The sequence below is a fragment of the Vulcanisaeta sp. JCM 14467 genome (assembly GCF_001316245.1).
GTDB lineage: Archaea > Thermoproteota > Thermoprotei > Thermoproteales > Thermocladiaceae > Vulcanisaeta.
The window spans coordinates 29819-52492 of record NZ_BBDM01000009.1; the positions used below are offsets into that span (position 1 = coordinate 29819).

27 protein-coding genes and 4 pseudogenes are annotated in these 22674 nt (G+C 44.4%); 21 read left to right on the top strand and 10 right to left on the bottom strand.

From position 1 onward, the window contains the following. Window positions 1-46 precede the first annotated feature (46 nt). Both JCM14467_RS20065 and JCM14467_RS20070 read left to right on the top strand, forming a co-directional pair. On the top strand, window positions 47-667 hold the full coding sequence (locus JCM14467_RS20065; protein ID WP_342765510.1) for an Lrp/AsnC family transcriptional regulator: 621 nt from the start codon (window positions 47-49) through the stop codon (window positions 665-667). A gap of 20 nt (window positions 668-687) precedes the next feature. Continuing rightward, entirely contained in the window at window positions 688-1023 is a 336-nt protein-coding gene (locus tag JCM14467_RS20070; protein ID WP_342765511.1) for a hypothetical protein, read from the top strand. On the opposite strand, the gene JCM14467_RS09060 is transcribed toward JCM14467_RS20070, so the two are convergent. After that, window positions 1009-1434: a phosphate-starvation-inducible PsiE family protein gene (locus tag JCM14467_RS09060; RefSeq protein WP_054849884.1), complete on the bottom strand. Its 426-nt coding sequence runs from the start codon at window positions 1432-1434 to the stop codon at window positions 1009-1011. The genes JCM14467_RS20070 and JCM14467_RS09060 overlap by 15 nt on opposite strands. A gap of 127 nt (window positions 1435-1561) precedes the next feature. On the opposite strand from JCM14467_RS09060, the gene JCM14467_RS09065 reads away from it, so the two are divergent. Continuing rightward, a complete protein-coding gene (locus tag JCM14467_RS09065; RefSeq protein ID WP_054849885.1) occupies window positions 1562-1879 on the top strand; it encodes a hypothetical protein in 318 nt (105 codons plus the stop codon). A gap of 5 nt (window positions 1880-1884) precedes the next feature. Further along, window positions 1885-2955: a V-type ATPase subunit gene (locus JCM14467_RS09070; protein ID WP_054849886.1), complete on the top strand. Its 1071-nt coding sequence runs from the start codon at window positions 1885-1887 to the stop codon at window positions 2953-2955. On the opposite strand, the gene JCM14467_RS17525 is transcribed toward JCM14467_RS09070, so the two are convergent. The 3 genes and pseudogenes from JCM14467_RS17525 to JCM14467_RS09080 all read right to left on the bottom strand — a co-directional run bounded on the left by JCM14467_RS17525 (window position 2948) and on the right by JCM14467_RS09080 (window position 4714). Beyond that, the gene (locus tag JCM14467_RS17525) at window positions 2948-3085 is read right to left on the bottom strand and encodes a hypothetical protein (RefSeq protein WP_252901239.1); all 138 of its coding nucleotides are present in this window, start codon (window positions 3083-3085) and stop codon (window positions 2948-2950) included. The two genes, JCM14467_RS09070 and JCM14467_RS17525, sit on opposite strands and share 8 nt — an antisense overlap. A gap of 51 nt (window positions 3086-3136) precedes the next feature. Next, a complete protein-coding gene (locus tag JCM14467_RS09075) occupies window positions 3137-3874 on the bottom strand; it encodes a hypothetical protein (RefSeq protein WP_054849887.1) in 738 nt (245 codons plus the stop codon). 2 nt (window positions 3875-3876) lie between these two features. Then, window positions 3877-4714: pseudogene (locus tag JCM14467_RS09080) on the bottom strand (aldo/keto reductase). Window positions 4715-4893: 179 nt separating this feature from the next. Here JCM14467_RS09080 and JCM14467_RS09085 point away from each other — a divergent pair. The 3 genes from JCM14467_RS09085 (at window position 4894) to JCM14467_RS09095 (ending at window position 6152) form a co-directional block, all read left to right on the top strand. After that, window positions 4894-5148: a hypothetical protein gene (locus JCM14467_RS09085; RefSeq protein ID WP_054849888.1), complete on the top strand. Its 255-nt coding sequence runs from the start codon at window positions 4894-4896 to the stop codon at window positions 5146-5148. 65 nt (window positions 5149-5213) lie between these two features. Then, window positions 5214-5732: a nucleotidyltransferase domain-containing protein gene (locus JCM14467_RS09090; protein WP_054849889.1), complete on the top strand. Its 519-nt coding sequence runs from the start codon at window positions 5214-5216 to the stop codon at window positions 5730-5732. A 33-nt stretch (window positions 5733-5765) separates the two neighbouring features. Beyond that, window positions 5766-6152, top strand: a complete 387-nt coding sequence (locus JCM14467_RS09095; protein ID WP_252901240.1) for a HEPN domain-containing protein — start codon at window positions 5766-5768, stop codon at window positions 6150-6152. A gap of 36 nt (window positions 6153-6188) precedes the next feature. On the opposite strand, the gene JCM14467_RS09100 is transcribed toward JCM14467_RS09095, so the two are convergent. From JCM14467_RS09100 to JCM14467_RS09120, 5 genes are all read right to left on the bottom strand, one after another. Next, complete coding sequence (locus tag JCM14467_RS09100) at window positions 6189-6524, bottom strand: TusE/DsrC/DsvC family sulfur relay protein (RefSeq protein WP_054849951.1); 336 nt, start codon at window positions 6522-6524, stop codon at window positions 6189-6191. Window positions 6525-6610: 86 nt separating this feature from the next. Beyond that, complete coding sequence (locus JCM14467_RS09105) at window positions 6611-6832, bottom strand: hypothetical protein (protein WP_054849890.1); 222 nt, start codon at window positions 6830-6832, stop codon at window positions 6611-6613. A 31-nt stretch (window positions 6833-6863) separates the two neighbouring features. Beyond that, window positions 6864-7535, bottom strand: a complete 672-nt coding sequence (locus JCM14467_RS09110; protein ID WP_054849891.1) for a hypothetical protein — start codon at window positions 7533-7535, stop codon at window positions 6864-6866. 76 nt (window positions 7536-7611) lie between these two features. Continuing rightward, a complete protein-coding gene (gene dsrB, locus JCM14467_RS09115; protein WP_054849892.1) occupies window positions 7612-8745 on the bottom strand; it encodes a dissimilatory-type sulfite reductase subunit beta in 1134 nt (377 codons plus the stop codon). Beyond that, entirely contained in the window at window positions 8745-9944 is a 1200-nt protein-coding gene (locus JCM14467_RS09120) for a sulfite reductase, dissimilatory-type subunit alpha (RefSeq protein WP_252901241.1), read from the bottom strand. The genes dsrB and JCM14467_RS09120 overlap by 1 nt, the downstream gene beginning before the upstream one ends. Before the next feature lie 254 nt (window positions 9945-10198). Between JCM14467_RS09120 and JCM14467_RS09125 the strand changes: the two genes are divergently transcribed. From JCM14467_RS09125 to JCM14467_RS09135, 3 genes are read left to right on the top strand one after another with little or no spacing between them, the layout of a single operon-like run. After that, entirely contained in the window at window positions 10199-11014 is an 816-nt protein-coding gene (locus JCM14467_RS09125; RefSeq protein ID WP_252901242.1) for a respiratory nitrate reductase subunit gamma, read from the top strand. Between the two features lie 6 nt (window positions 11015-11020). Further along, window positions 11021-12625, top strand: a complete 1605-nt coding sequence (locus JCM14467_RS09130) for a (Fe-S)-binding protein (RefSeq protein ID WP_054849895.1) — start codon at window positions 11021-11023, stop codon at window positions 12623-12625. Between the two features lie 58 nt (window positions 12626-12683). Continuing rightward, the gene (locus JCM14467_RS09135) at window positions 12684-13040 is read left to right on the top strand and encodes a DsrE family protein (protein ID WP_054849896.1); all 357 of its coding nucleotides are present in this window, start codon (window positions 12684-12686) and stop codon (window positions 13038-13040) included. Here the strand turns inward: JCM14467_RS09135 and JCM14467_RS09140 are convergent. Then, entirely contained in the window at window positions 13021-13554 is a 534-nt protein-coding gene (locus JCM14467_RS09140; protein ID WP_252901243.1) for a hypothetical protein, read from the bottom strand. The two genes, JCM14467_RS09135 and JCM14467_RS09140, sit on opposite strands and share 20 nt — an antisense overlap. 91 nt (window positions 13555-13645) lie before the next feature. On the opposite strand from JCM14467_RS09140, the gene JCM14467_RS09145 reads away from it, so the two are divergent. The 11 genes and pseudogenes from JCM14467_RS09145 to JCM14467_RS09185 all read left to right on the top strand — a co-directional run bounded on the left by JCM14467_RS09145 (window position 13646) and on the right by JCM14467_RS09185 (window position 22668). Continuing rightward, a complete protein-coding gene (locus tag JCM14467_RS09145) occupies window positions 13646-14458 on the top strand; it encodes a respiratory nitrate reductase subunit gamma (RefSeq protein ID WP_054849897.1) in 813 nt (270 codons plus the stop codon). Window positions 14459-14464: 6 nt separating this feature from the next. Then, window positions 14465-15883 carry a (Fe-S)-binding protein gene (locus JCM14467_RS09150; protein ID WP_252901287.1) on the top strand — a complete coding sequence of 473 codons (1419 nt, stop codon included), beginning with the start codon at window positions 14465-14467 and terminating at the stop codon, window positions 15881-15883. A 124-nt stretch (window positions 15884-16007) separates the two neighbouring features. After that, window positions 16008-16796 carry a hypothetical protein gene (locus JCM14467_RS09155; protein ID WP_054849898.1) on the top strand — a complete coding sequence of 263 codons (789 nt, stop codon included), beginning with the start codon at window positions 16008-16010 and terminating at the stop codon, window positions 16794-16796. A 207-nt stretch (window positions 16797-17003) separates the two neighbouring features. Then, on the top strand, window positions 17004-17471 hold the full coding sequence (locus JCM14467_RS17530) for a hypothetical protein (RefSeq protein WP_252901244.1): 468 nt from the start codon (window positions 17004-17006) through the stop codon (window positions 17469-17471). Next, window positions 17423-17863, top strand: a complete 441-nt coding sequence (locus tag JCM14467_RS17535) for a hypothetical protein (protein WP_252901245.1) — start codon at window positions 17423-17425, stop codon at window positions 17861-17863. The genes JCM14467_RS17530 and JCM14467_RS17535 overlap by 49 nt, the downstream gene beginning before the upstream one ends. A 10-nt stretch (window positions 17864-17873) precedes the next feature. Beyond that, entirely contained in the window at window positions 17874-18362 is a 489-nt protein-coding gene (gene aprB, locus JCM14467_RS09165) for an adenylyl-sulfate reductase subunit beta (protein ID WP_054849954.1), read from the top strand. A 4-nt stretch (window positions 18363-18366) separates the two neighbouring features. Continuing rightward, window positions 18367-20270: pseudogene (gene aprA / locus JCM14467_RS09170) on the top strand (adenylyl-sulfate reductase subunit alpha). Between the two features lie 10 nt (window positions 20271-20280). After that, window positions 20281-21654, top strand: a pseudogene (sat, locus tag JCM14467_RS09175) (sulfate adenylyltransferase). A gap of 76 nt (window positions 21655-21730) precedes the next feature. After that, window positions 21731-22026, top strand: a pseudogene (locus tag JCM14467_RS20465) (DUF6955 family protein). A gap of 55 nt (window positions 22027-22081) precedes the next feature. Then, window positions 22082-22225 carry a hypothetical protein gene (locus JCM14467_RS17550; RefSeq protein WP_252901248.1) on the top strand — a complete coding sequence of 48 codons (144 nt, stop codon included), beginning with the start codon at window positions 22082-22084 and terminating at the stop codon, window positions 22223-22225. Next, a complete protein-coding gene (locus tag JCM14467_RS09185) occupies window positions 22189-22668 on the top strand; it encodes a hypothetical protein (protein ID WP_252901249.1) in 480 nt (159 codons plus the stop codon). The genes JCM14467_RS17550 and JCM14467_RS09185 overlap by 37 nt, the downstream gene beginning before the upstream one ends. The last annotated feature ends 6 nt before the right edge of the window (window positions 22669-22674 follow it).

Below are 22674 nucleotides of genomic sequence, written 5' to 3' on the forward strand. Positions count from 1 at the left end.
CGCAAACGCAAATCACTTTTTTAAATTTGGTACTGAGGCATGCCCTGTGGAGCTTAATGGTAAAGTAAGGGCATTGTTAATGGAGCTTCAGTACAACTTCCCAATAACTAAAAGGCCCTTCCTAGACATAGCCAAGAGACTTGATGAGGATGAGGATTGGGTGATAAGTGAGACGAGGAATCTGGTGAATAACGGCGTTATCAAGAGAATTGGCGCCCTCGTGAATTACAGGTCCAGGGGCCTAGTCTCCGCATTGATTGGGGCTAACGTGCCAAATGAATTAATCGATGAGGTTGCTAGGGCCGTGAATTCCGACCCACAGGTCTCGCATAACTTCGTTAGGGATCACCCAAGGTACAACGTGTGGTTCGTAACCAAGGCCAGGAGTAAGGAGGAGCTCGTGGCGAAGGTCTCCAATACCCTATCCAGGTTTGGCATTGGTGATTTCGTGGCCCTAACCGCACTTAGGACCTATAAAATAGATGTTAAGTTCGACCTAGTGAGTGGCGTGTCGCGCACGAAGGCGGCAATACTGCCACTTAATGTGCCGTCCATAGAATCCACGGGGCTCCCAATGGAGTTCTTCAGGAGGTTGAGGTCCATAGGCATTGAGAAGGAGCCCTTCAATGAAATCGCCAACCTAGCCGGCGTTGATGTTGATGGTTGAGGGACTTAATTAGCAATTTAATGAGGACGGGCGTGATAAGGGACTTCTACGCAACCCTGGACTCAGATAAGATTGGGTTTAGGGAGAATGCCATGGTCGTATTTAAGGCAACGCCCGAAATATGCGAGAGAGCCGCATTAATGGAGGAGACGACCCACGTGGTGCTCAGGGAAATAACCCTGGGCTCATGGCCCTATAACTGCTACTTCATGATACACGGCGTTAATAGGGACGTGCTTGAGGGCGCTATAATCAATATAATGAAGAGACTTGGCATAAATGAGTATGAGACGCTCTACAGCATTAGGAATTTACTACCCGAAATGCCGAGGAGGCTCGAGCTAACCAACATGTGACGTAATCTTCGCCCTACTAACCAACCAATACGCCAACGCAAGGACCAATATACTGGCGACCAACAACACGCCATAACTAAAGGAGGCGCCTGGCGAAGCTATGTAAAGGAGTAACTCCCTCGAAATCGCCGTAAGCACCACGGCAAGCACTAAATCAACCACGACAGTGCCCGTCCTAATGTATTCAAGGAACATGTCCACGAACTCCAGCGCTATGACCACGAGAAACACAGCAGATAACGCGCCGAGTATTTTCACGTCAGATACCGAGGTGAATGGAGCCAAAGACGCGATATCCCTAATGGCGAGGTATAACGCCACACCACCCAGGATTATCGTTATGACTATGATAATTACGTATAACACAATGCTCACAAGCCTGAAAGCCCTCACGATATCCCTAGTATCCACATGGCATGATCCTCATGGATGCTTTTAAGGTATTTGCCATATTTTATCATTACAGTGATTGCTTAAATCGCAACACCATCATTAATGGTGCAATAATATTTTTAAGTCTCAATCATACTACCCTATCGTGTCCCTAGAACGACTTTATGATATTCTCAGGAAGGTTGATAGTAAGGTTGATGAGATATACAAGTTAAGGGATGGTAGTGATGCTGAGATTGCCAAGTTGATAAATGAGGTTAAGGTTAAGGTTCAGGGTGAGGTTGAGGAATACATAAAGAGGATTATCAATGAGTATAGGGAGGGTAGGTCTAGGGAGATTGAGATTGAGGTGAGCAAGTACTCAGAGCAACTGCGTAAGGAACTTGAGGAATTTAAGAAGAGGGTGAATGGTGCAATTGATAAAACTGTTGATGAGGTTGTTAAGGCGTTGATTGGTGAGTAGGCGGGATGTCTAGTAATTACGTAGTTAAGCTCACGGCGCTTGGTCCTAGGGTTAGGGGGTTAAGGGCTAGGTACTTAAGCAGGGATAAATTGAATGCGTTAATACTAGCCCAGACACTTGAGGATGCCGTAAATGTATTAAAAGGTACTGAGTATGGCGAAATTCTTGAGAGGTTGGGTAAGATCGTTGATGAGGCCCAGGTAACTAATGAGATTAAGTCTCACATTATTAAGTCGATAAGTTCATTGGCATCATCAGTACCGTCCCCAGCATCAACAGTGCTTAAGTCATACCTGATGAGGTTTGAGCTTGAGAATGTTAAGGTAATTGCAAAGTCATTAACGAGGGGATTAGAGGGTGGTGGATCCATGGAGAACCTGGTTAATGTTACCGTGGAGGAAGAACTAGGTAGAAGGCATGTGCTGGCGGCAATCATGAGCGTTAGGGACATTGAGGATCTACGTAATAAGCTAATAGAAATTCAACACCCGGCGGGCCCAGCACTTGATAGTTTCCTAAAGGTTAGTAAGCAGTATCCTCAGTACGGCATCATGCTCCTCGACACTCTCATCGATAAAGCCTTTATAGAATATTTAACACATTTTGCGAAGGTTGATTATTCAGTTAATAGGTTCATTAAGGATCTCGTAGAGTTCTACAACCTTAATGTAATATTGAGGGGTAAGCTATGGGGCATATCGCAGGAATTGGTTAATGAGTTAGCAATACGTTCAGGCGCCGTATTTAATACTGCCGTAAAGATATACGGCGAGTCACCCACGAGGATGCTTGAGGAAGTAGCCTCGGTCTTTACATCGGTAGATCAGTTAATCAAGGTTGCAGGTTCTTCAGACCTAAGGCTGTTAGTTCAGTACCTTGGCCCGTTTAGTTACAGGTTTGCTAGGGATCTTGAGAACTCCATGATATCGTTATTCACGGAATTCTCACCAGGCGCCGCCCTGGCTGCCGTTCACTTTAAGTTTGTCGAGAGCGACCTAGTCATTGCATTGCTGAATGCATTTCTTGAGGGCGTGCCTAGGGACTTCGTGGTCAAGCTCTACGGACCTGTTATTTAATGTTCCTTATCTCATCAACCTTCCTCAGAAGCTCCTCCTTAGCCCTGTTTATCCTCTCATTTATTTGCTCAAGATACTTATTCACTATTTTCTTGCTCTCCTCCTGAATTATCTCATTGATATTGGGCATCAACTTTTGCTGGTTAGGTAAAATTATAAATGCTTTATGCCCCATAGGTTATTAATTAATCCTCGGAACCAACGAAACCGCAAGTAAAATTAAGGAAAGTAATAGAAATATTAGCGCATACGACTTGTAAGGATTACCAACCGTATTGCCACCCTTAATATAGGCGATTGATTTAACGAATGCATTACCATGTTTAATGCATGTGCCGTTAATCACTACGTTAACTATCGTATGTATACAGGGACAGGACAACGTAACCGCCGGCCTAATAAATATGTCCAATCCATCACTAGCCTGCGTTGTTATGAATAGTGAATATGTGTATGGCGTATAGTCGATTACTCTCCCATTACTCAATACTGTAATCGACACATACCCACTACCAATTATCGTGGCGTTTATCGTGAGGGTGCATGAACCTGGCAATGTGATGTTAACCCACTTACTCACTGGATTGTAAATGTTAAAAGTGACCTGCGTCTCGTTAATAACCTTAATGTACCTCATTACTGATATTAACGTGATTTTACTCGCCGTTATTGAGCCATTAATCAACCTCTCGGGTTGTCCGTTATTTATTGATATCAGTGCATTACCAATTACGTAATTATTGATTTTAACTGCCTGGGGAAATACGCAGGTTGTATTGCCCCTTAACTCACCATTTATGCATGTGTAGGTGATGAGCGTGCCCTGATTTGATGGCAATACCAGCAGTATTAAGCCTATGGTCAACAGCGCCAGCGATGCTACCCCCATGTACCTACTAATTACTGAAGCCCTCGGCATTGCTAAACCCTGCGGAAGTGATTACTAATCGCATTCCAATCCTCCTTACTCAACCTCCAGCCCATGGCACCCGCATTCTCCTCAACATGCTCAATCCTGCCAGCCTTGGGTATTGGAACCAGGTTATCAATGCCGATGTACCAATTAAGCACGACTTGTATAGCGGTCTTACCATACTTATTACCAATGCCCCTCAGGAACTCATTATTTGCGAATTCACCCTTCTCGAGGGGTGTGTATGCCAGGTAGAGCATACCATTCCTCTGCGCGTAGGGTATCACCGACACCTCATCAACTGTGAAGTAGGCTGTACCTATTCTCGACCGCGGCAATGTCATACTTACTGAAGCACTGGCGAGCCCTCTCAATTCCATCAACATCAAAGTTGCTCAAGCCCACGAACCTAACCACACCATCATCAATCAACTTCTCAAAAGCCTTCATAGTCTCGCAGATGGGCACGTCGGGAGCCGGCCAATGGAGTAGGTAGAGGTCTATGTACGTACCAAGTCTCTCCCTACTGGCCCTGGCGGACTTAATCACGTCGTCATAACGTGCATGGTTGGGCCAAACCTTGGTAACAATAAAGAGCTCTTCTCTCGGGAAGCCCTTTATTGCCCTGCTCACAAGTTCCTCAGCATGACCCCCGCCATACATCTCGGCAGTATCTATTAATGTCATGCCCAATTCAATGCCCCTCCTCAATGCCTTGATCCATCCCTCGTCATTTGAGTAGTCCGGTGTCCAAAAGCCGCCTCCCATGCCCCAGGTACCCATCCCAATTACGGAGACACTACCACCTATCGACTTGATGTACCTAGTATCCCTACTCAATGGCATTGGTGGTCACGGGTATGACTCTACGGGACTTAAAAGGGTTATGCCGAAGTCCTAATAAGTTGGTTCTTGTTCTGATTTATCGTATTAATTCAGCAATATTTAATATTAAATATATGTATTTGATTAAATTGGTCTAAATATAAAAATCCTTATTAATAAGTTATGTAGTAAGTAAGGTAATGTCTGTGGAGTTGGGTGATAGGGAGAGGACGGTCTTGAGGATTATTGGTGATGCCTGTGATAAGAAGGGTCAGGATAGTGTTAAGCTTGAGGAGGTCTCTGAGCGGTTTAGGATTGCTGGTTTCAGCATTAATGACGTCATGGACTTACTGTATAGGCTTGAGGATCTTGGCCTGGTTAGGCTTGAGATAGTTGGTTACTCAACGATAATACACATGACTGATAGGGGCAGGGAGGTCTACAAATCCTTGTGATGCCCGTCATCGACGCGTTAAGGTTAAATCCTCAATCCCTATTTTTAACTAGGGTTTAACTCGACATGTTTAGGAAGGATTTGGGCCTAATCAAGGAGCCTTACAGGACCGTGATCCAGAAGTTACTGGATGCACTGATTAGGTTGTATGGCGATAACCTGGTCTCGCTGGTCATCTATGGTAGTGTTGCAAGGGGTAATCCGCGAATGGATAGTGACATAGACATGCTCGTGGTCTTTGAGGAATTGCCGAGGCCCATCTCCGAGAGGATTAGGTTGTTTGAGAGAGCTGAGGATGAGATCCAGCCACTGCTTGACGAGTTGATGGAGAGGGGTTACGCCATTGCGTTATCGCCGTTAATAAAGACGAGGGATGAGGCGAGGATGTTCTCACCAATTTACCTGGACATGACTGAGGATGCCGTAATCGTTTACGATAAGGATTCGTTCTTCGAGGGAGTGCTCACGAGGTTGATTAATAGGTTGAGGGAGCTTGGCGCAACGAGGGTTTGGGTTAGTGACAGGGCTTGGTATTGGGTCTTGAAGAGGGATTATAGGTTTGGGGAGGTGATTGAGATTGGATAATCTCGATATGGCAGGTCGCATATGAATTAAGCTGTGGAGAGATTGAAGCATGCTAGGGAGGCGTTGAATAGTGGTAATTACCCGTATGTGGTTCGGCAGTGTCAGGAGGCTGTTGAATTGCTGCTTAAGGCGGCATTAAGGATAGTCGGCGTTGAGCCGCCTCGGTGGCATGATGTTGGTCCAGTCCTTAGGAGGGAGCGGAGTAAATTCCCTGCGTGGTTTCAGGAGTATATTGACGAGTTGGCGTCAATATCGAGGAGCTTGAGGAAGGAGAGGGAGTTCTCGATGTATGGTGATGAGGAGAGTGGTGTGCCGCCTGAGGAGTTGTATACTAGGATAGATGCCGAGAGGGCGCTTAGTGATGCCGAGAAGGTCCTATCGTTGGTTAATAAGTTATTCAGTGAGTTTGTGAGGTCATAATTATTTTTAATTTAATTTTGTTTAATTATAATTTGATTATACACATCCGGTTGGCTTTGGCGCCCCTGCTACCTTGCATGCTCCGTGGGCTGGCCCGTCTGGGAATAATTCGTATATACCCTCGAGTGTTTCCCCGGTCTCCTTTAGGAGCATCTTTATTGGTGGGCATACGCCGTAGGTCTCCCAGTACTGCCTTAGGTACCTAACTACCTTCCAATGTCTCTCCGTCATTTGCTGAATACCCTCTAGGTTCTTGGCCATCCACTCGGCAACCTTCTCATCCCAAACCTCCGGGTTTTGTAGGAAGCAATCCTCATCAAGTATTACCTTCTTCCCATTCACCTCATACTCCCCTGGACACGTGACCGGCATATTACCACCGGCATAATCAACGTGGCGTATTATAAAAAGGGTTATTTCACGTGGCATGTGTAAATTATCGTGATAAGCCCATGTCCTCACACCTTAATCCTAAACATACCCCTCGGCATCGTTAACCTCCTAAAAATATCCCTAGTCTCATTAACATTCATTTTATAAACAAACCTCCTTATTGAATTATCTATCAATACAGCCTTATCACCAAGCAACGTCCTATTAATCCTCCTAAAAATCCTTGCCTTAACCATCGTATAAACCAGTGCCCGGGATGCGAGTAAGTACTCCTCATCTCCACTCATGGTTGTTCCATACACGTAATTATTAGTCAGCCTAACCCCTGGATGCCCATGGTCTCAACCCTAATCTCCTACTCACCACGTCATTAAGCCTTATGACGCTAGGCGTACATGTCAACTTTGCACTTAGGTACTTCACGAGGACCTCATTATAATGATCCGCATGTACCAACACGTCGCAGGACATACCCAAATCATGTAATAACCTAACTATCTCCCTAGCCCTTAATTCAGACCTAAACTTAATTCTCTCCGCATCAAGTCTCGCATACCTCAATATGTACTTCACGGCATTCTCGAAGTCACCCCTTAGTAATGCCGAGTTATAACCCCTGTATGCCTCGGCTATTTTTAACTCCATAAAGGCTACATACCTCTCCTCATTACTCAGTGATTCATAATTCAATTCATTAAGTAGCGCTTTAACTCTAATATTCATACCAATTAAGCTATAAGGGTCAATAGGTATTACATTAATACCATTGCTAACCAAATCCCTTAACATCTTATAAAACTCCCTAGAATAATCGGCATCAAAGTACTCAATTTCAAAAAGCAATTGATTAAAATCAATCTCACCCCTTAAATATCGCCTAACACCCTCAATATTAGGGACTTCAGCGATGAAAACATCATAATGATACGCTATCTCCCTTAAATATTTAATATACTCAACCTCTGGCGGTGCTAAAATTATGCTTATCATATTGGTCGTTTCATTAAATTATTTTCGTAAAATATAAGATAATTTTTAATTATTTTAAAGAACAGCATCATTAAACTTACATATACGTTACAAACTGCCTAACGCCAAAGTTCCAGGAAATCTCCTCACACCTATTATGCCTAGTCCTCGGCGCACCCAACTTATTCATGAACTCATCAATGCTGATCCTATCAATGAAGTCACCAAGTCTCTCACCAGGGTTAGCCTCCCTCCTCCATATGTCAATAATCTTCCTAACAGCGGCAACTATCTCCCTATACTCAGGCGGGTTAACGGGTAACCATGGAATGACCTTATAGGGCAGTCTCGGACCTGTGCCTGTATTACTCGTCTTACCACCCACGAATATGGCCACGCCAATCTTTGATGGGTCCCAATCAAAGTAGTCGCACACGTTCTTACACCTACTACATGCTATACACTTCCTCTCATCAACCTCAATACCCACTGAACCATCTGGCTTACCAAATACCTTAATGGCACCGACTGGGCATACCGCGGCCACGTCAGGCACTGCCTTCTTAAGGGCCTCAGCGCTGGTTGGTAGGCAGAACTTTATTCTCTCTGGGTCGGGCCTTGGTGCTTGGCCGTAATGACCAACAATAACTATGTCACCTGCTAATGTACCACCACATACGTTGGGACAGCCGGCCACGAAGATCATTAGCTTGGCCGGTAGCTTCTCCTCACCTGTAAAGAATGGCTTTAAGTGATTGTAAAGTACCTGCGTTATTGAGGGTGCATCAACAACAGCCGTTGTGCAGGTTAAATAAGCGGTACATGATGTTATGTGCCATAGCGATGCGCCCCAACCACCCACTGGGAAGCCCAACTTCTCAACTTCCTCCTTAATCTTCAGCGCCTTATCAAGGCTGTCCGTTATGAATTCTAGGTTCATACCCCTAGTAGCCCTAACAACACCGAGACCATACTTATCAGCAATTTCTATAAACTTCTCAAGCGTATCGATGCTCACCCTGCTGTTTGGCGGTAAACCAACCTTCACGGTGAACACCTTATCACCAGTCTCTGATATGTGTTCAATAATTCCATTACCATGGAGCCTCCTATCAATCCACTTACCATAGTTATTCCTAATTATCTCAGGTAGTTGGGTGGAGAATGGTATTGGCAATCTCTTGTTCATCCTGTCCCTAGGTTCGGGGGTTACGGTTAGGCTCATGCCCATCACCTCGTACCTGAACTACTCCCAAAATACTCATTCACCAACTGCTTTGACCAATCCTCATACAGTTTCCTCTCATCATCTGTCAAAACAGCACCAATGGAAACCCTTAGGTGCGTAGACGGCATACCCTTCGGCTTATTGGGCAGGGTCTTATCAGCAACTTCGCTAATGACCTTGAACCCCCTCCTAATTATCATATCGCCAATTCTATGCCTACGTGGTGCTAGCTCCATATACTTATTAATTAGCTCTACCGCAAATGGTATGACCTCCTCAATCGAGTCCAGGAGAGCCACAGCCCTGGCAAGCTTAGGACCAAAGTGACCCTGAGCATGAGCACCCACAAGGAGCGCGATTTTCCTATTCCTACCAGGTTTTATTGCTGGGAATGCCTTCCTAATGCAATTCATGGCCTTAAGGCACTTGGAGCCATCTATTCTCAACTCCTTCCTCTCCTCATCCCAGGTAATTGCCTTTGATGGACATGAATCAACAATCTCCTTCGGGTTTATCTTGCCCTCCTCAACCATCTTCCTAAACAATCCCTGATCAACCTCGGGCGGCCCAACCCAGGTACCAATTAATGCGAAGTCAGACCTTGAGTTAGCCGTGGCGCAGTCCATCGGGCATCCACTAAACTTAAACTTTATCTTATATGGGAACATCTGCGTATTGAGGTACCTATAAACCGCTGGATGTGACCTAACATAGTCCATAGCATGTAATGTATCATATAATGCAAACTCACAAAGGGCTGGCCCAGGGCATGCGTAGAACTCCCTAAATGTATCACCGGAACCACCAACGTCACTACCCATTATTGTTCTAATAGCGTCAACGGCTTCATCAGCCTTCTCAGCAATCATGTTCATGACTAATGCACCTGTATTACCACCAAGTTCTACTAAGCCAATTCCATACCTCTTGGCGACCTCGACGACCTTCCTTAAGTAGCTTGTTGAGTAAAACCTGCCGGCAGGTGCGTATGTCCTGAAGTGAATCTCCACGAACTTACCATCCCTACTCCTCCTAGCCAATATGCCACTAAACACGTACCTAACCCTAAAGGACCCACTAAGCCAGGGCGTGTACTTTCTAGCCAAGCCCTCGGCATAAGCCTCGATTGGGTACTTCGTCTTCTTAAGTTCAGTTACGTAGCTGGGCCAGGGCCCTCTCTCGAGGTACTCAAGCATTTTCATGCCACGTTCTAGGTCACTCGATTTTGGGGAGGTTTCTACGCTCATGCCTTATCATAGGCAATTCAGTTATTGTTTTGAAAAGGCTTATTACACGTGGCACGTATATTACTTGAAACATGTGAAATAAAGGATAAATAAATTTAATGAAGTAACAGGACCGTATGATCTATGCATTAGTATTTAAATATACATCGTATATTTCGTTTATAATTTTCGTAATTGGTATCGCATATAAATGGTGGAAGTGGTCCTCAATGCCTCTACACCTAAGGTGGGAGCTCTATCCAGTTCCTCATGAGGTACTTAAGGCTGAGTATGGTGGTAGTTATCTTGAGGAGGTTAATTGGTGGCTTAAGGGACGTTTGGTCTCAGTATTTGGGGAGCTTAAAGAGATGTTCAAGGAAATGCTCTTTATAGTGAGGATATATAGAAGCAATAAGAGACTATGGTTGCTCTCATACTCATTCCACTTGGGTATATACTTAATATTAATTTGGTTTATTTTAATATTCCTGGGCGCAATTACGACCACGTACATAGGCATACCCATACCATCTATGAACCCCTGGGCCATATTCGTATATTACGTTACTATAATAATTGGTATAGTGGGCGACGTTCTCGCCATAGTAGGAGGCTTAGGGTTATTGGTTAGGAGATTAGTTAGTCCTGTGCTGAGGGATTATACAACAATACCTGATTATTTCAATTTAATTCTCGTACTACTTGCGTTAATGAGTGGTCTATTAGCATGGTTTTTTGATCCAAGTTTTAACTTAGCTAGGGAATTCATGAGTAGCTTAATTAATCCATTATTACCACCACCATACCTAAACGTAATAACCATAGTACACCTTGCTATAGTTCAGATTATTATTGCCTACATACCCTTCTCAAAAATTACGCACTTCATCGGTAAGTACTTCACTTACCATAAGGTGCTTTGGGATGATGAACCAAACATGGGACAATTAGATGGAAAAATACAGGAGCTTCTTAAACTAAAGCTGTTCTGGAGTGATCCCCATATTAAGTCTGGCGATACCTGGATTAACAATGCATCAGGGTGATGATGAATGGGTGATAAACATACTATAATTAGGATCAAGGACATTAGTAAACTCGGTGGTCAATTGGTTAAGCTAAGCCTTACAGACCTAATGCCTTTGCCTCCTCCATACGATAAACCAGGCATGGAACCTCCAATGACAGAGCCGAAACCGGAGTGGAGTAAGAGTTACGTTACTGAACTTGATGGTTATATTGCGATAGACATACCGTGGAAGCCAAAGAATAAGGATGAGGAAGGTAAGTTAATTGAAAAATTCCTCGAGGGATTAAGGAAATTAACATCTAAAAGCGATAACTGGACCTTCTTACAACCACTTTTACTAGCCCTTGAATATTGCGCCAAGTGTCAAAACTGTGCTGAGGCATGCCCAATATACATAGCTAGTGGTAGGAAGGAAATATACAGACCAACGTACAGGTCCGAGATACTTAGAAGGCTCTATAATAAGTATATAGCTAAAAAGCCTGGAGCCGATATTGAGTTAAACATTTACACAATACTGAGGTTAGGAGAACTGGCATATAGATGCACACTATGTAGAAGGTGTGTTCAAGTCTGCCCACTTGGCATAGATAATGGTTTAATAGCCCATGAAATAAGGAAACTCTTTGCCCAGGAATTAGGAATAGCACCGAAACCACTTCATGAAAGAGGTACAATGCTTCAATTAAAGGCCGGCTCCTCAACAGGCATGAATCCTAAGGCATTTCTTAACATGGTTAAGTACATGGAAGACCTGATATACGAGAAAACGGGTAAGAGAATTAAGATCCCAGTTGATGAGAAAGGTGCTGATATACTCCTTATTCATAACGCTGGTGAATACTTATCATGGCCTGAAAACCCAGCAGCATATGCCATAATATTTGAGGAGGCAGGTATAAGCTGGACATTAAGTAGTGAGTTAGTTGGTTATGACGCGGTTAATTACGGTGTTTGGTATGATGACGTTCAACTTGCCAGAATAGCTCTTAGACATGTTGAGGTTGCTCGAAAATTAGATGTTAAGAAAATAGTCATTGGGGAGTGTGGCCATGCTACCAAGGCACTTATTGTTGTCGCGGATAGAATTCTTCAGGGCGAGTACAGGATACCAAGGGAGAGCGTTCTTCCGTTGCTAAGGGATATTGTATTAAGTAATAAGCTAAACCTTGACCCTAGTAAGAATAATTTCCCAGTTACACTACATGACCCATGCAACATAGTTAGATTAGCAGGAATAGTTCAGCCGCAGAGGGAGATCCTTAGAAGAATTGCCCCACTATTTAGGGAGATGGAGCCGCATGGCGTATATAATTACTGCTGCGGCGGTGGTAGTGGGTTCGCCATCATGACTTCAATGAACTTCACCGAGTGGAGGGTGAAGGTGGCATCAAGGATGAAGTTCAAGCAAATACTTGAGGCGTTTAGGGACGTCATAGATCCGAAGATACCTAAATACGTGTGCGCACCTTGCTCTAACTGTAAGGGGGAGTTGAGGGATTTATTAATGCATTATAACGCAACAAAGTTTTATAATATTCATTATGGCGGCTTAGCGGAACTCGTGGTTAATGCGATGGTTGATTTAAAGGAGCCTTACCTTGACTTCCTAATTAAAAAGGAGTAGGTTATTTCACGATATATGTGAAATAAGAGTAAAAATGGAATGGGTATTGTATTTATTAATGAGTGAGAAGAAGGATAGAATTATTTTCTTCACAACAATGTCTCCTTCAGAGGAGGATCGTATTCAGGCAGTATTAAGGCTCTCATTAATTGCGTCATCCTTAGGTTATGATGTTTTCATATATTTAGCCCTCCACTCAGTATTGGTAGCTAAAAAGAGCGTGTTTGAAAAGTTGAGCGAGGTCACGAGAAATATGATCAGAGAAGCCGTAAAAAGTAATGTTAAGATTATGGCATGTAAGGTTGCCATGGAGGGCTTCAATGTTAAAAAGGAAGACCTTATAGATGGCGTAATTATCGCTGAACCAAAGGATCTCTTTGAAATTGCTAAGGGCTCTATCCTTCTTTCCTGGTAACCTCAATATTATTTAAAATGTTTGCAAGATATTCAGGATATTTAAGTTCTAAATCATCTATCAAACCCTCTATGAAATTCTCATTAAATAAGTTCTCAGTAATTACCGCCTTTATTCCACAAATAACGGTTGCCCTCTTATCCTTTACATTTAGCTTAAGTGGAAATAAAAATGGCGCAATTGACCTATCTCCATAAAGCTCATAACCTATTCTCGTAGTTATTTCCTCAAGATCCGTAAAAGATTGTGCAACGGCAGAGTATTCCTCAAGATTAATATTTATTACGAGACCTAAGTCGAGTAGAGCAAGGGATACGTAACCTTCCTCTTTAGCTGCATTTATTAATATGGGTGCACTGCCCTGTATATACAATATTATATTGACTTCCTCACCCGTTGATTTTGCAATATCCTCAATTGCGTCGGAGATACTGATTTCCTCAATAAAACCCGCTTCTTTAGCTCTGCCTATTATTTCGAGTACTTCCTCACCTTCATTTTCATCATTACTCATTATTATATTAAACGACATCATGCTTTTTATTTCATTTTATCCATACCACGTGAAATAATGTTTTTTTATTATTCCTAGAACGATATGATCAATGAACGAGCTCTACCTTATTCTTTACGGATATATTCCATACGCCGTGGTGATAATATTCTTAGTGGGTATAATTTATAGGATGGCTACATGGGTATCAGCTAAAGGATTAGTAGGACTCTACAACGCCAACGTCTGTCTCTATAGAGATGGCTGGGGCTCAACCACAATAGAGGTTCTTAAGCGAATATTCATCTTTTACACATTGCCCGGTAGAGATAAGGATCAGTCATTGTTCATAGGCTCCTTCCTATTTCACTGGGGGATTTGGATTGCATTAATAGGGCATCTCGGCATAATAATTCCAGGTACGTACTTAGAAGAGTGGTTTGGATTAACGCCAAGCCTTCATCACGTAATTGCGTTATACGTAGGTGGTACAGCAGGTACGGTAGCACTATTAGGCTTGCTTATCCTAACCATAAGGAGAATAACTGGAAGAACAGTAACGGTGAAAGTTATGAATGAGTACAGGGTGTATATACCGTTACGCATGTTCAGTTTCCTCGATGATTACTTCGCATTAGCGATATTATTGGCAATAATGATTTTTGGTCTCTACCAAACACTTGGTATAACACCGTATAATCCAGCCTATGTCGACGTAATCAGTAAATGGATGTGGTCCTTGGTCACGCTTCACCCAAATGTTGAGCCAATAATGAGCTATCCAATACTTCAGGTGCATGCGTTACTTGCCATGATATTCATTGCATACTTCCCATGGAGTAAGATGATGCATCCATTCTCATTCCTCTTCATGCCAACAATAGCAAGACCGGCAATAAAGGTAAGGGTACCCAAAGTGAGGTGATTGGTCATGGCATACGATAAGGTATTTAAGGAAAGACCATTCAAATGGGGTGATGCATCAAACTTCATGCACTACATGGCTGACGAAAAGCTGATTTCGAGGCTTCATGAGGCCATTAAGTTTAAGCAAACGGCAATTACCGATGAAGAGAAAATTGAATATTTTAGGAAAAGACTGCTTGAGGAATATAATAATAACAAGAATGTTAGGATGGCGGTGGAAGTATGTGTTCATTGTGGTCAATGCATGAATGCTTGCCCAACATATATAACGACAGGTGATCCTTATAACTCACCGGTTGGACGTGCTGAGTTAATAAGGGCCATAATTAAGGCAGATAAGGTCAGCGGTAAGTTGTTTGGTAAGGCCGTTGGTGCCGTTAAGAAGATTGACATGAATTATATAAAGAAGGTGTATACGTATTATTGGCTTTGCTTAATATGTAGGAGGTGCGGCTATGCCTGCCCATTTGGTGTTGAGCAGACCGACGTGACTAGGGTCGTTAGGGCAATACTTTATGAGATAGGTATGGCATCTAGGTTCACGGCGTTAACGGTGGATGCTCATTGGAAGAGTGGTAATAACATGAATTTAACTCCAGGTGCTGTTAAGTCCATAATCGACTTCGTAGTTAAGGAGATAAAGCAGGAAAAGGGAGTCGAACTTAAGGTTAAGATTGACGAACCAGCCTACGCCTTACTGTTACCATCATCAGCCGATTACTTCATGAATATGGAAACCCTTAAGGGCTATTTACTATTCCTGTACGCCGCTGGTATAGACTATACACTGAGCACAAAGGCCGCGGAGGTAGCTAACTTTGGGTTGTTCCTGCATCCTAAGCATTTACAGGGGTTAGCGGAAAAGTATGTTAATGTTGCCAGAGAGTTAGGCGTAAAGCTAGTAATTGCTGGTGAGTGTGGGCATGCATGGAGAGCCCATAAGAATTATACGCTACCAAGACTTAAAGAATATGGAATAGAACTTGTGCATATACACCACCTTGTTGCTCAGGCAATTAGGGAGGGAAAGATTAAGCTGAACCCCGAGGCTAATGGCGATATAGTCTATATGTACCAGGATCCATGCCAATATGCAAGGGGAGGAGACTTAACTGAGGAACCAAGGTTTATACTAAGTCACGTTGTCAAGAAGTGGGTTGACCCTGATCATAATAGATCATGGACCTGGTGTTGTGGAGGTCAGGGAGGAAACTTAACCGATGAGGTAGTGCCATTAGTTACGCAATATTCGAGACTTTGGTATGAGGAAGCACTTAAGAAGAACGCGCAATGGATCGTTAGGCCCTGCTCAATATGCAAGGCGCAGCTTAGCCACGTTGTTCCATATCTCAATAAGATGTATGGTAAGGAGATTAAGTATTCAGGGCTTATGGATCTCGTCTATAGGGCACTAGTTGTCTGAATTCATTTAAATATTAATTAACATTTTTCCATGGGAAAATTATCATTTACATTTTACCAACATCGGTGCATTTTTTTGCACTAAGCAATCGGTTTTATAGCAAGTGAATATACATAGGCATTCAATGAAATATGGCGAACCAATCTCCAGCGATGAGGACTTAATTCCAGAAAGCCTGAGACAGGAGCTTCGAAGGCTTGTGAGTGTTGATTATGATGATGTAATGAATAGCATGCTCGCCTACATAATCATGAGGGGGCCAGTCACGCTGTACAGGGTTTCCAGGGAGACTCCATACAGTATCTCATCGATTTATAAGAAGGCCAAGTACATGGTTAAAAACAACCTGATACTGGCTAAGGAGTCTAATGACAGGTTGAACGGGAAGCATGTGTATGATGTTACGGTAAAGGGATTGCTGGCGTGCCTAGCCTATAGGTGTCTTGATGATAATATCGTACTAAGCAAACTTAGGATTAAGTGGAATCTTAGGAACTATGATAACCATAAGTTAGTATCAATACTAATGATATTACCATACGTGGTTAAGGGTGAGAGCTTAAGGTTAATTGAAAACATAGATACACTAATGATAACAACACTAAGCGCATTAGTTAATGACTCAACAATAGGTAATAAGCTTATTGATGAGATAACGATAACCAACGTAAAGAACGTATCAATATACTACCTGGTAAACAGCATAATAAGTAACACATCAAATATTAAAAGACCAGACATAATACTCGGTAATAGCTCATTCCTGGTGGGGTATTATAAAGATAGTAAGATGCTGTACATTTACCTATGTAGACTATGCGAAAAGAACTGCGCATTAACGTATTCATCATGCGACAATCGCTGTCGGTTAATTAATGAATTGAGTAGAGATATTTCAAATCTAGTAAAATGATTGAAATTAATTGTTATATTTCGAAAAATATTAATATTTGTTGGGGGAAATTTAAGTATTATATAATTAATTGTGAGTATGATTTAAGAATTAATATTATATTTAACTGTATTCATTATTATATATTATAATTTATATGCTATCATGCAAGCTTTCACAATCCATGTGGAATAAATGATTTTTTTAACTAAGGTAATATGTTGGTTGATGATTGAGCTGTACCTACCAATACCGCATGTGTGGATAATATATGGCGCCATAGCCCTGGTCATAGAGATGGTGATAGGCTTCGCGGTTGAGATAAGTAGAGGCGTGCTTGCCCTTTCAAATCTAAGTACGGTACTGCCGATAAAGGGGCCAACGAGGAGTTGGAGCTCGGCTGGCGCCTTTATCGCTGGCTTGATCACGGCGTTTTTATACCCATTCTATGGTGCTCCAATGACTTCATGTCACACGCAGTCATCATACCTCAGTAAGCCTAGGATTAAGGCTGTGGCCCATGCACTGGTTTGGTGGGGTTTCGTGTTTGCGGCCATATCGACGGTATTAGGCTTTATCTATGATGAGTGGGTTACGAGTGACGTACCTGGTCTCGTGGCTTTTATACCGGGTGGTAAGCTTGGACCATGGGTCCGTATGCCGTCATTGGTACTGGCGCCGTTGGTGGAGTATTGATAATAATTGGATTTGTACTAATGATGATTGCCAGGTGGCAGGGGACTAGGCCTATAGGTGAACCTGCCGTCACTGACTTCTTCCTCTGGACGGCATTCTTCGTGTCACTAAGTGGGTTTGCCGTAATGGGTGTTGAGTTGACGATACCCACTAATTACTATGCATTAGCCACGGCATTTAGCATGCACATATTCCTCGTGGCGATGATGTTCGCCACAATGCCCTGGACTAAGTTTGGCCATGCAATATACATGTACATATGGCAGCTCTATGATAGGTATAGGACGTGGAAGGGCGTGGAGCCTAGGCTGCTTGGACCGTGGAGCGGTGAGTTGGCGGAGAAAGCACTGCATTCTCATCACCCGAGTCATTCAAGTAAGGTGAGCGCCTGAGGTGGTGGGCATGCCCTCCTACGTAATCCCAGCTAAGTGCACGGGTTGTGGGGACTGCGTCAACATATGCCCAAGCCACATAATGAGGTTCACGAAATCAGGAATATTCGGCAGGAAGGCGTATAATGCAGAGCCAGAATCCTGCTGGGAGTGCTACAATTGCGTTAAGCACTGCCCACAGGGCGCCGTTCAGATCAGGGGTTACATGGACTTCACACCAATGGGTGGTGCGGTTGAGGTTTATAGGGATGAGAAGACGAACAGGGTTTACTGGACGATTAGGTATAGGAATGGCACGGTTAAGTACTTCGTATTCCCAATAAGGACGACGCCCTGGGGCTCAATAAAGCCACCAACAGAGTACCCAGAGCCACCAAAGGAGTTCCTGAGGACGCCGTACCTATCCTGCGAGCATGAGCAGCTTGGCGGTAATAAGCTAGGTGTTGAGCTGCCCAGGATGAAAGTTCCTGAGGTGGTTAAGGCCGAGGTGAGGGGGTGAGAGCATGGTGAGGGTTAGGTACGTAGACGCGGACATCCTAATTATCGGCGGTGGAATGGCTGGTAGTGGAGCTGCGTGGGAGACGAGGTATTGGTGCAGGAACTGCAGGATTGTGCTCGCCGAGAAGGCCAACATTAATAGGAGCGGCGCGGTGGCGATGGGGCTTTCGGCAATAAACACGTACCTGGGGCTCAAGTGCAAGGAGAATACCGTGGAGGACTACGTGAAGTACGTTAGGGGCGACTTAATGGGCATTGTTAGGGAGGACCTCGTCTACGATTACGCGAGACACGTTGACTCAACAGTCCACCTATTCGATGAATGGGGCTTACCGATATGGCCCGAGCCTAAGACTGGATGCTACGTGAGGGAGGGTAAGTGGCAGATAATGATTCATGGGGAGTCTTACAAGCCGATAGTGGCTGAGGCGGCTAGAAAGGCCCTTGGTGACGAGAATATATTCAATAGGGTAATGGTGACCCACTTACTGAAGAGCCCGAGCAATCCTAACAGGGTTGTTGGTGCCATAGGTTTCAACGTGAATGATGGCACCTTCTATGTATTTAGGGCAAAGGCGACAATACTTGCTGCTGGAGGTGGTTCACAAATCTATAGGCCGAGGTCGCAGGGTGAGGGGCTTGGCAGGAGTTGGTACCCACCATGGTCCTCGGCCTCCTCATACGGTATGCTGATTGAGGCTGGGGCGGTCATGACAATGATGGAGGCAAGGTTCGTAGTCCCCAGGTTCAAGGATGGCTATGGACCAGTGGGTGCTTATCAGCTATTATTAAAGACGAGGATTAGCAATGCCTACGGGCAGGACTTCTGGAAGCCACACATTGATGAGATTAGGAAGTTATACGGCGGTAAGGGTAACTATGTCGATTTACCAATAACACCAACAACACTTAGGGTCTTTGCCCAACGCCTTGAGTGGATAGCTGGCCGTGGCCCAAGCCTAATGAGGACTGACGAGACAGTTAAGAAGGCACGGAGAGTGAGGCAATAGCCTATGAGGACTTCCTGGACATGACAATAAGCCAGGTGGTCATATGGGCTGGGCAGAATCATGAGCCGTCAGAGAGACCTTACGAAGTAATTACTACGGAGCCCTACGTAATGGGCAGCCATGCCACTGAGTGCGGTGCGTGGGCCAGCGGCCCTGATGATTTAGCACCTAAGAAGATCGAGGGCTTACCTGATGATAGAAGATACCAGTACTACTGGGGCTACAATAGGATGACAACACTCGACGGTTTGTTCTGCGCTGGTGATGCATGCGGCGCTAACCCACATAAGTTTAGCAGTGGTTCATTTACCGAAGGTAGGTTAGCAGGTAAATCAGCCGTACTATACATAATGGATCATAGTGATGAGAAGGTGGAGGTTGATAAGACACAGGTTGACTCGTTAATAGCTAAGATAATGGAGCCACTGGAGCGTTGGGAGAAGGGTAAGTACAACGTGGTTACGGGCCCGAGCTACATGCACCCGGTAGACCCGACCAAGATGTATTGGAAACAAGGCCTGTTTAGGCTTCAGAAGATAATGGATGAATGCGCAGGTGGTTGGTCCAATTATTACATGACCAACGAAGTCATGCTCAATAGGGGCTTAGAACTACTGCAATTTCTTAAGGAGGACTTCATAAGGTATGCTGCTGCTCAAGACTGGCATGAGTTAATGAGGATTTGGGAGCTTTGGCATAGGATATTGACTGCGGAGGCCGTGGTAAGGCACATGCTGTTTAGGAAGGAGACCAGGTGGCCTGGCTACTACGTCAGGGCGGACTACCCGGCGCTGGATGATGATAATTGGCATGCGTTCGTTAACTCGAGGTATGATGCAAGGACTGGGCAGTGGGAGTTATGGAAGGTACCCGTGATCCACATAATAGAGTTCCCGTGAGGTGATGGGCATGAGTCTCAAGGTCTACACGCCACCACCCCATGGCGGTAAACTCGTGGATGCGGTGATTAAGGATAGGGATAAGGCAGTTAACATGGCCGCTGGAGCGATACCGTACGATATAAGGGCGACTAGGGATCCAGTGAGTGGTCTGCCCATTAGGAATGTTTATAGGGAGATCATGTCCATCGCTTACGGCTTCTTCAGCCCGCTGGACAGGTTCATGACTAGGAATGAGGTTGAGAACGTACTTAGGGAGAGGAGATTACTCGATGGTTGGTTATTCCCATTTCCAATAATATTCGATATTGCCGAGGACGACCTTAAGAAGCTTGGTATTAAGGAGGGTGATAGGTTATTGCTCAGGCTTAAGGGTCAGCCATTTGCGGTGCTCGATGTTGAGGAGGTTTGGAGGTTCGACGAAGGACTTGGCTGATAGGACATTTGGGACTCCTGATAGGAATCCTGAGGTTGTTAGGAAGAAGTTTGATGAGAAGCACCCAGGCTGGTTAATATACAGGAGTATGACCGGTATCGCGCTGGCTGGTAAAGTGTATGTGATCAATGAGCCAGTATTCAAGGAGCCGTACAATAGATTCTGGTACCCACCGGCTAAGTCCCGTGAGGAGATACAGAGGAGGGGCTGGAGGACCGTGATTGCTCACCAGACCAGGAATGTACCGCACACCGGGCATGAACACCTAATGAAGAACGCGGCTTACCTCGGGGATATTGAGCCATGCCATGGAATACTAGTTAATGCTATAATTGGTGCTAAGAGACTTGGCGACTTCGTCGATGAGGCAATACTCGAGGGTCATGAGGCGCTCAATAAGTATGGTTACATAAGCCCGAAGAGGCACATGGTAACCTTCACGCTTTGGGACATGAGGTATGGTAATCCACTTGAGTCGTTGCTCCACGGCATCATTAGGCAGAACATGGGCTGTACGCACCACATGTTCGGTAGGGATCATGCAGCCGTCGGCGACTACTACGACCCATACGCAACACAAATACTCTGGGAAAAGGGAATACCGAGCTTCGGCCTCAATGCACCGCCCTACGACCTGGATAAGGGCTTAAGATAAGGCCTGTGAATATCAAGGAGTTCTGGTACTGCCCGAAGTGCGGTGAAATTGCCTACAGCGACACGTGCGCCCACACTGACATAGCCCAGAGGTTTAGTGGTAGTTTCATTAGGGGCTTGATTGCGGAGGGTATTGAACCGCCGCCAATAATCTTTAGGCCCGAGGTTTATAGGGTGATTGTTAAGTGGTGGAGGGTCTATGGTTATCCATTCGTTAATAGGAAGTACCTAGAGTTAAAAGAGAGGGAGCTTGAGGTTGATGTACCACCGATGGAGGTGCCGTTGAGGAGGTGATGGGTATGCCCTACAAGATATCCGTAATACTGGACAAATCAAGGCTTGAGAGAATAAAGGAACACCACTAGAGAAGTTGATTAAGGATCTATATGGTGGTTACCTGAAGGTAATCGAGCTTGACGTTCCCGATGACATTGCCCAGAGGATCCTTAAGGAGTTCCCGAGGCTAGGATTGATGCCAGGGGTTTCATTGAGGAGACTCCAGTGGTCTTTAAGAGGGAGTTATTCGAGGTTATTGCCCAGTTGAGGAGTGTTGGTAGGGAGGTCTTTGAGGAATTGCTGAAGCCTAATAGGCTAAGCAGGATTAAGGAGTTAGCCGCTAAGGAGGAGGAGTATTTGCCGCCGCCTGCATTGCCTGAGGAGAAGTGAGGGTGTTTATTTTCCGTAAAAATTATTGATATGGTTTCCCTTTTTCATTTAGGTCTTGATTATGTTCCGTAACTACGAGGAGGAGGTTATTAGGGCATTAAGGGAGGAGCTTAAGAGACAGGGCATTAGCATTACTGATGAACAAATCGATAAGGTGAGGATGTGCATAAACGAGTTGAGGAGAAGGCATATACGCTAAGTCAGGTTAGGGAGGTTGCCAGGTTAATGGCTCAAATTCTTTCTGAGGTCTCACTAACAGCACTGGGTATGGAGGATGTTAGGCATTTTCTATCAACATTCAGTTCATGCAGATTGACTGGGTTTCAATTACGTAGGCACGAATCGATTTACTGCCCAATAATGGTACCCAGAGACTTCATAGGTATTTCACTAATTACGATATCGACACAGTTGGGTAATGTAACCCTGATAATAAGGAGGGTTGGTGAACCTATAAGCGATAATGCGTATTACGCAGAGGATGTAATACTCCTTGGCTACTTCGATGTAAGTAATGTCGTGTGGTCCCAAAGGTTCGACCCAGGGATTTACCTAATCGAGGTTAATAACTCATATGGCGATAACGTTAATGTAACTGTAGACGTGATGACGTGCGTATTAAGCGTTAGGAAAGGTCCTTAAGGCGTT